The sequence below is a fragment of the Mesorhizobium sp. M1088 genome (assembly GCF_040318575.1).
Lineage (GTDB): Bacteria > Pseudomonadota > Alphaproteobacteria > Rhizobiales > Rhizobiaceae > Mesorhizobium.
In genome coordinates this window covers 1-7,996 of the sequence record NZ_JAMYMO010000082.1, presented here as the reverse complement: position 1 = coordinate 7,996, position 7,996 = coordinate 1, and the positions used below count along the sequence as shown (strand labels likewise).

Below are 7,996 nucleotides of genomic sequence, written 5' to 3'. Positions count from 1 at the left end.
GAACTGCATGCCGCAGGCTCCTCCGTTATCGCCTCGCAGACGGTGGCGCAGATGGCCCCACTGTGGGCCGCCGAGGAGGCCGTACGCGGCCAGGACCCGGCAGTACGGATAACTGCGCGTCAGGAGAAATCCGCCGCCGTCGTTGCCGCTCTCTTTGCGCTGTGGGAAAAGGAGCTGCCGAAGCTGTCGGGAAAATCGAAGCCCGCCGAGGCGATCCGCTATGCGCTCGGCCGGCGTGCCGCGCTGGAGCGCTTCCTCACCGACGGCCGCATCGAAATCGACTCCAACACCGTCGAGCGCGCCATCAGGCCACAGACAATTACCCGAAAGAACAGCCTCTTCGCTGGCAGCGACGGCGGCGGACGGACATGGGCCACCATCGCCACGCTGCTGACCACCGCCAAGATGAACCAGGTCGATCCGCACGCCTGGCTCACCCAGACCCTCGAGCGCATCGCCAATGGCTGGCCAAACAGCGCTATCGAGGCGCTCATGCCTTGGAACTACCACCGCTGAACGGCATCAGCTACCCGCTTACACTCATCCATGGGGTGGATGATAGTTATCCCTACAATCAATTGTACCAATATTACCGAATACTACTACAAGGTTCCCAATGAACGCGGCCGGATGGGTATCCGTCTCGCGTGGGCTGAAGCTGCCGGCAAGAATGGGGAGACGAACATGTGCGGGATTGTTGGCATCGTTGGGCAACAGCCGGTGTCGGATCGGTTAGTCGACGCATTGAAGCGTTTGGAATATCGCGGCTATGATTCCGCCGGCGTTGCGACGATCACCGAAGGTGCCTTGCACCGCCGGCGCGCCGAGGGCAAGCTCGTCAATCTCGAGAGGAGACTGAAGGAAGAGCCGCTGAGCGGCAACATCGGCATCGGCCACACGCGTTGGGCAACCCATGGGGCCTCGACGGAACACAATGCACACCCGCACTTTACCGACGGTGTCGCCGTCGTCCATAACGGCATCATCGAGAATTTCATCGAGCTGAAGGACGAATTGGCGGCGGCTGGCGCCGAGTTCCAGACCGACACCGACACCGAGGTCGTCGCGCATCTCTTGGCAAGACACCGCCGGGACGGCATGAGGCGGCAAGACGCGATGCGTGCCATGCTGAAACGCCTCAGGGGCGCCTATGCGCTTGCTGTCCTCTTTGAAGATGATCCGTCGACCATCATGGCGGCGCGCAACGGACCACCGCTGGCGATCGGTCACGGCGACGGCGAGATGTTCCTGGGCTCCGACGCGATCGCGCTTGCTCCCTTCACCAATGAAATTACCTATCTCATCGAGGGCGACTGGGCCATTGTCGGCAATTCGGGCGCCCATATCTTCGATTTCGACGGCCATCCCGTCGAGCGTCCGCGCCATACCTCCACGGCCGCGGCCGATCTGGCCAACAAGGGCAACCATCGCCACTTCATGGAGAAGGAAATCTACGAGCAGCCCGAAGTCATCGCCCATGCTCTCCGTCACTATAGCAACATCATAGAGAATCGCGCCGACATGGTTTCTGGCATCGATTTCGCCAGGATCCCGAGCTTGGCGATCTCGGCCTGCGGGACCGCCTATCTCGCCGGACTGATCGGAAAATACTGGTTCGAGCGCTATGCGCGCCTGACGGTTGAAATCGACGTTGCGTCCGAATTCCGTTACCGCGAGATCCCGTTGTCGCCGCAGTCGGCGGCTCTTTTCATTTCGCAGTCCGGGGAAACCGCCGATACGCTCGCATCGTTGAGGTACTGCAAGGAGCGTGGGCTGAAAATTGGCGCTATCGTCAATGCCTGCGAATCGACCATCGCTCGGGAGGCCGATGCGGTCTTCCCGATCCTTGCCGGACCGGAGATCGGCGTCGCCTCCACCAAGGCGTTTACCTGCCAGCTTGCCGTTCTAGCCGCACTCGCCATCGGCGCCGCCAGAGCCCGCGGGACCGTAACCGAAGATGAGCTGCAGGCGCTCGTCAGGAGCCTCGCCGAAGTGCCGCGCGTCATGGGCCAGGTACTCAACAGCATCCAGCCGGAGATTGAATTCCTGTCGCGCGAACTGTCAAAGTGTCGTGACGTCCTGTATCTCGGCCGTGGCACCAGTTTCCCGCTAGCGATGGAAGGTGCGCTGAAGCTCAAGGAGATTTCCTACATCCATGCCGAGGGCTATGCGGCGGGTGAATTGAAGCACGGTCCTATCGCATTGATAGACGACAACATGCCAGTGATCGTCATCGCGCCCCATGATCGCTTTTTCGACAAGACCGTCTCCAACATGCAGGAAGTGGCTGCCCGTGGAGGGCGGATTATCCTCATCACCGATGAAAAAGGGGCAGCCGCATCGAAACTCGACACTATGCACACGCTTGTGCTCCCGGCTGTCGACGAGATTATCGCGCCGATGATCTTCTCGCTGCCGATACAGCTTCTTGCCTACCACACGGCGCTCTTCATGGGCACAGATGTAGACCAGCCGCGCAATCTCGCAAAATCGGTCACGGTCGAATGATTGCGAACCTTTATAGGTGGCGATGCTCGTCCATCGAAAGCGCTACCCCCTGTCTGGATCCGAAGCCCGGATGAACCAGATGACCATTGTTTGCTGCAATTTGGGAAACTCGCGGTCGCCGCATCATTACAATCGCCATCCTTTTTTCGGCCGGTCGGGCGATTGCACAGAGCAGCCGGATCGAGCTTGCTCAAGCCGACGTCAGCACAAAAGCGCGCGGCCCTTTCGGCTGTTTCCTCGGGCGCCCTATCCTTTCGGTCTCCGAACAAGCATCGGCGGCTTAAAAAATTTGGTTAACACCGGTGATCGATGTGTGATTCAAGCACAAGCGCCGTCTTTCGCTGCATCGGCGGTGGAAATTGGTCAAAGGTATCAGCGGCCGCGAGGCTGGGTGGACGGTCCCGCGAATAGCCACTGGAGGCGTCAGTGAGAGTTCGAGTTGCTGTTCAAGAAAGCCATCGGGGAGAATGAGTCGTGTAGGATCGCAGGTCGAATGCGCTACAGCCGATCAGGCCATCTCATGGCGGGCAGGTTCTTAGAACTTGATCAGAAGCAGGTGAGCCGCCATATTCCGACCCGGCTGCCAATTTCAAGTGGCCCATTCCATGGATGAGGCCGGTCCGGCCGAATGGACGTCCATTTTTTTGATTTGCTGGGTGTGCGCCAGGGTCGGGGAGGAAATCTCCCGATTTGTCAGGCGCTCCCATCTTCTTGGAGATGTTTATGAAGGATTCGCGCATTCCCGAGCCAGTCTTGAAGGCTATGTCGCAGGGGACCCACATCATCCGCGCTTATCGTGAGCACCTTGGGTATTCAATCGAGGACCTCGCGGTCGCGTGCGGGCTTGCCGCTCAGGAAATCCAAAACATCGAGCGGGGTCTAAAGTACAATAAGGGCTATCGGAATCGGATAGCGAGATCGCTGTCCATACCTGTGGGAATTCTTGAGGCAGAGTCGGACATATCGGACGCCGCCTGATCAGTCGGATAATCTGCAATGGGTGGAAGACCGCTCTTGTGATGTGACGTTTGCGGCTGATAGTCGTCGCTTGATTCCGTTGGACGCGAATGCCTTCTGGCGCAGTACCGCCAAGAGAATTCTCGTCCACTGTCCGAGTCAGGAACTGCACACGGGCTCGCCGAACAGGAAGAGGGCTCGCCGAACAGGAAGTTGGAACGCTTCTTCATGCTGTCTTAGCGATATAGCCGCCCGGAGTGCTGCGACACGTGCACGATAGCATCGGCTCGCGACGATCGATTGCTAACAGCGAACTCATGCTGGTCGGCAAGGCGATACTGGCTGGAGCATCAACTCGGCCGACGAGAGTGGCCCCCCATCCTAGACTAGGCAGGATCGGCCGACATGGCCGGCATCGCGCGCCGCTCTGAAAAGAGCACAGCGGGCATCCAGACGCTGCCGGGTTGACTATGGGTGTCGGAACAGCAAAAAGGGGCCGCTCTTCATGAGTGGCGTGCGCCGGCAGTCTAACCCCAAGCCCCCCCGCCAGGCTGCCGGCGCGCTTCTAGGAACATCGAGGTAGGGCACTACGCTTCCTTGTCCGACTACGCCTCGATCAGATCCCGAGCAGCCAGCCAGTGTCCGACCGTCGCTTGCGCCTCTGCCCGCCGAGCCTTGTGCTTCCTCCAGCGAGTCAAGCCGATCACCATGGGTGTCGCCAGTTCTGGTGCTCACCCATGTGCCATTTGCGATCTCGTGTCGGTGAGAGCACCGCAAGCACCTCCCCTGCTACGGCAAGGCGGCTTGCGTCGCCCGTGTTGTTACTATTCTTCGCTGTGATCGGAGTTTTTTCGTGGCTTCGGAATCGGGACATTCGGCTTTGCAAAAAAATAGGCCGTCGTGGTCGATCGTCACGCCCCCGAGTTCGGCGGCACGATGGAATGACAACGGCAGCGCAAGCTCCATTTGCGCGAGGGGCTCGTCCCTTCAAATACTTGATGCATTTGCGCTTTGCGTCCTCCGTGCATGTTGCTCGATGCCAGGCGGAGACCTCTGTCTAAACGATCGCGCATCGATGCAACGCCCGCGCGTTGATCGCCATCATCGCGGCGATCGCTTTGCCGCGACCGCCGCGGCAGCGATGCGCATGCAAAAATTCACAGATGCATTGTAGCCAAATGCTAGCTGCCCAGCAAATGTCCGGCATTTCGCAAGGCCCCTAGGAAGAGACTGGCATGGCCGTTGGCATCGATCTTGGCCTGCATGGACAGGGGCATGCTGTGCCAGTTCTCCAGGGGCGTAGTGAAATGTGAGAACGTACCGTTGACGATGCACTGGTGGGTAACAAGACCCTGTCTGTCCAACGCCAGCACGCCGATCTGGTCGCCCTGATATCGGATGGCTGCGACCCGCTGGACCTCCGCGTCACCGTCGACCCGCACGTCGAAAAGCAGGATGCCGCGGCTCCTGGTGGCTACCTCGGCGGCCTTTTCAGCGAAGCTTAAGGAGAGCGAGCGGACGCTTTCGACCGCCAGCCGTAAAACCATCAAATCCAGTTCATCCACTGCCATAAGATACCTGCGCGCAACACATGGGTGATAGCAATCGACCACACCGCTTGTTCACAGATGTCGGCTCACGACCGATCATTCAGAGTTTGCCGGTCAGTCCATTGACCGAGGGCGTGCTCCGGTTCGAACGGATCCTGAAGCGGAATGCGCTGGATCTACGGAACCCGAGGAGCAGGCCAGCCAAAGTTGCCGCGACAATTGATGTCGTGATCATTCCAGACATCTGCATCGGCGTCGCTGAACATCCCACTGGTAAGTCCGTTCTCTTGCGGCAAGCCCATCCTCAGGCCGTCTTGTACCTGAAAGCCTCGCGGTGGCGTCCCTCGAAGCTCGGGACCGCCGGGCGCTTGATCGTCGAGAACTTTGTTTACGAAGGTCCGGACCTCCTGCAGAGCATATTCCGGTGCGCTCGCCTTTGAGCATTCCGCTGAAGCGTGACGTTTCGCTAGTCCGTGTTCCTTGCAGGCTCACCGCGAGGGCGCCTTGCACACAGCGGCACGTCAGCGCATGAAACTCGTCCCCCGTTCACTTCACAAAATGGATTTCCTGAAGTACTGGGAGCGCAGAGAAATCTCCGGTCGCAGCCTACCCGGTTAAAACAAGGACCCAACAATGAAGACTCTCGTCGTCTGCTCCGGCGGATTGGACTCCGTCACCCTTGCTCACAAGGTGGCAGCGGAGCACGAACTCGCCGGCCTCTTATCTTTCGATTACGGCCAACGGCATAGGAAGGAATTGGGCTTCGCCGCCCTTTGTGCGGAGCGACTGAGCGTCCCGCACCGCATCATCGACATCCACGAGATCGGCGGCGGCCTTTCCGGCTCCGCGCTGACCGATCATGTGGACGTGCCGGACGGCCACTACGCCGAAGACACGATGAAGGTTACGGTGGTGCCGAACCGGAACGCCATCATGTTGGCCATTGCCTTCGGCTTCGCCGCAGCGCACGACGCTGACGCGGTGGCGACGGCCGTGCATGGTGGGGATCATTTCATTTATCCCGACTGCCGTCCGGCCTTCATCGATGCTTTCCAGATGATGCAGGACCACGCGCTCGACGGCTACGCGAAAATTCGCATTTATGCACCCTATGTGAATCTCACGAAGGCGGACATTGTTAGGAATGGAGCAGCATACGGCACGCCATTTGCGCAGACCTGGTCCTGCTACAAGGGCGCCGAGCGTCACTGCGGGAGGTGCGGGACCTGCGTCGAGCGGCGCGAGGCGTTTCATCTCTCTGGGCAGCCGGACCCCACCGACTACGAGGACTCCGACTTCTGGCTCGATGCGCTGCGAAGGAGGACCGCGTAATGTTCCGCATCACCAAGGAATTCCACTTCTCAGCCTCGCATCAGCTCACCTCGTTGCCACCCGATCACCAATGCGCGCGCCTGCACGGGCATAACTACATCGTTGAAGTGGAGCTTTCAGCGAGTGGACTGAACGACAACGGCTTCGTGCGCGACTATCACGATTTGGCGCCATTCAAACGCTACATCGACGAGAGCTTCGACCATCGACATCTCAACGACGTGCTGGGACATGAGCAAGTCACGGCGGAATATCTGGCCAGACATTTTTATGAATGGTGCAAGGCACGCCTGCCCGAGATCTCGGCCGTGCGGGTCAGCGAAACGCCGAAAACCTGGGCGGAGTACCGGCCATGACCCATACGCATCCGGCAATTCGCGTCAGCGAGATTTTCGGGCCGACGATCCAGGGCGAGGGCGTGCTCATTGGTTTGCCGACTGTCTTCATCAGAACCGGCGGGTGTGACTATCGCTGTTCCTGGTGTGACAGCCTCCATGCGGTGGATAATCAATTCCGCCATGAATGGGAGATGATGTCAATCGACACGGTGTGGCAAACCGTCGTTGCGCTTTCCGGTGGCCGGCCAGTGATGGTGTCACTGTCAGGCGGCAATCCTGCCATTCAGCCGTTTCGTGCGCTCATCGAGCGAGGCCATGGTGAAGGTTACCGTTTTGCGCTGGAAACCCAAGGTTCCGTGGTCAGGGACTGGTTTGCCGACCTTGACGTGCTGGTCCTCAGCCCGAAGCCGCCGTCAAGCGAAATGAGGACCGATTGGGCCGCTGTCGAGGCGTGCATCGAAGCGGCGCAGGAGAAGCCGCAAATCGTGCTCAAGCTCGTTGTTTTCGACGATAGTGACTACGCTTACGCGAAAGACGCCGCCGCGAGATTTCCGCGACTTCCGATCTATCTGCAACCCGGCAATCACACGCCGCCACGCGCCCGAAATGAAGACGCGCCTGTCGACCTTGACGGAATAATGAAACGCATGGAGTGGCTGATTGAAAAGGTGACCCGCGACAGGTGGTTCGAAGCCCGCGTGCTGCCGCAGCTGCACGTAATGCTCTGGGGTAACAAGAGAGGTGTCTAGCCTGCGCCCGCTAGGGCGACGGCCTTGGGCATAACCACAACAAGATGTCGACCATCTGGATGCCGATCGCAGCCACCTGAGGCAAAGTGCTTGCGTCGACGGCCTTCCAGCGGCTGCCAGCCTGCGTGTAACGCCCAGAGCGACCTCCAATCCCCGACGGTCGGCCCTTCCTTCGATGAAGGGCACGCGCCAGCGGCGAGTGCAGAAATCCGCACAAGCACGGCGTGAGAGGTCCTGCGCGTTTCTCGCGCCGCCGCGTTTTGGCACGGAGCTTGCGGCAGCGTTGGTGCAGCGTTCGACCGGAGCGCCGCGACGGGAGAAGCCTGGGCGGGAGGAACCCACCTCGATCCGGTCAGGGAAAGAAACAGTGTCAGCTGCACAAGTCCGCAGCGCAGGCCCCGCGCCCCGCAAACCCTTCTATGCCAAGCTTACGCGCAGGTGCTTGCCGCCATCGCCCTCGGCGTCGCAATTGGCTATTTCTATCCGGGGACCGGCGAGAGCCTGAAGCCGCTGGGTGATGCCTTCATCAAGCTGGTCAAGATGATCATCGCGCCTGTCATCT

At 59.8% G+C, this 7,996-nt stretch carries 7 protein-coding genes and 1 pseudogene; 7 read left to right on the top strand and 1 reads right to left on the bottom strand.

What is annotated here, in order from left to right; all coding sequences use genetic code 11:
• The 3 genes from NKH49_RS34165 to NKH49_RS34155 form a co-directional block, all read left to right on the top strand.
• Positions 1-516 (top strand): IS66 family transposase (locus NKH49_RS34165; protein ID WP_352930046.1); only part of this gene is annotated, 516 nt, incomplete at its 5' end.
• Positions 517-684: 168 nt separating this feature from the next.
• The gene (gene glmS, locus NKH49_RS34160; protein WP_352642187.1) at positions 685-2,508 is read left to right on the top strand and encodes a glutamine--fructose-6-phosphate transaminase (isomerizing); all 1,824 of its coding nucleotides are present in this window, start codon (positions 685-687) and stop codon (positions 2,506-2,508) included.
• 717 nt (positions 2,509-3,225) lie between these two features.
• The gene (locus tag NKH49_RS34155) at positions 3,226-3,486 is read left to right on the top strand and encodes a helix-turn-helix domain-containing protein (protein ID WP_352930049.1); all 261 of its coding nucleotides are present in this window, start codon (positions 3,226-3,228) and stop codon (positions 3,484-3,486) included.
• Positions 3,487-4,646: 1,160 nt separating this feature from the next.
• On the opposite strand, the gene NKH49_RS34150 is transcribed toward NKH49_RS34155, so the two are convergent.
• A complete protein-coding gene (locus NKH49_RS34150) occupies positions 4,647-5,036 on the bottom strand; it encodes a hypothetical protein (protein ID WP_023679620.1) in 390 nt (129 codons plus the stop codon).
• Positions 5,037-5,648: 612 nt separating this feature from the next.
• Here NKH49_RS34150 and queC point away from each other — a divergent pair.
• The 4 genes and pseudogenes from queC to NKH49_RS34130 all read left to right on the top strand — a co-directional run.
• On the top strand, positions 5,649-6,347 hold the full coding sequence (gene queC / locus NKH49_RS34145; RefSeq protein WP_352625295.1) for a 7-cyano-7-deazaguanine synthase QueC: 699 nt from the start codon (positions 5,649-5,651) through the stop codon (positions 6,345-6,347).
• On the top strand, positions 6,347-6,703 hold the full coding sequence (queD, locus tag NKH49_RS34140; protein ID WP_352625296.1) for a 6-carboxytetrahydropterin synthase QueD: 357 nt from the start codon (positions 6,347-6,349) through the stop codon (positions 6,701-6,703). Before queC ends, queD begins: the two co-directional genes overlap by 1 nt.
• On the top strand, positions 6,700-7,434 hold the full coding sequence (queE, locus tag NKH49_RS34135) for a 7-carboxy-7-deazaguanine synthase QueE (RefSeq protein WP_352625298.1): 735 nt from the start codon (positions 6,700-6,702) through the stop codon (positions 7,432-7,434). The genes queD and queE overlap by 4 nt, the downstream gene beginning before the upstream one ends.
• Positions 7,435-7,815: 381 nt before the next feature.
• Positions 7,816-7,996: pseudogene (locus tag NKH49_RS34130) on the top strand (cation:dicarboxylate symporter family transporter); the annotation flags it as partial.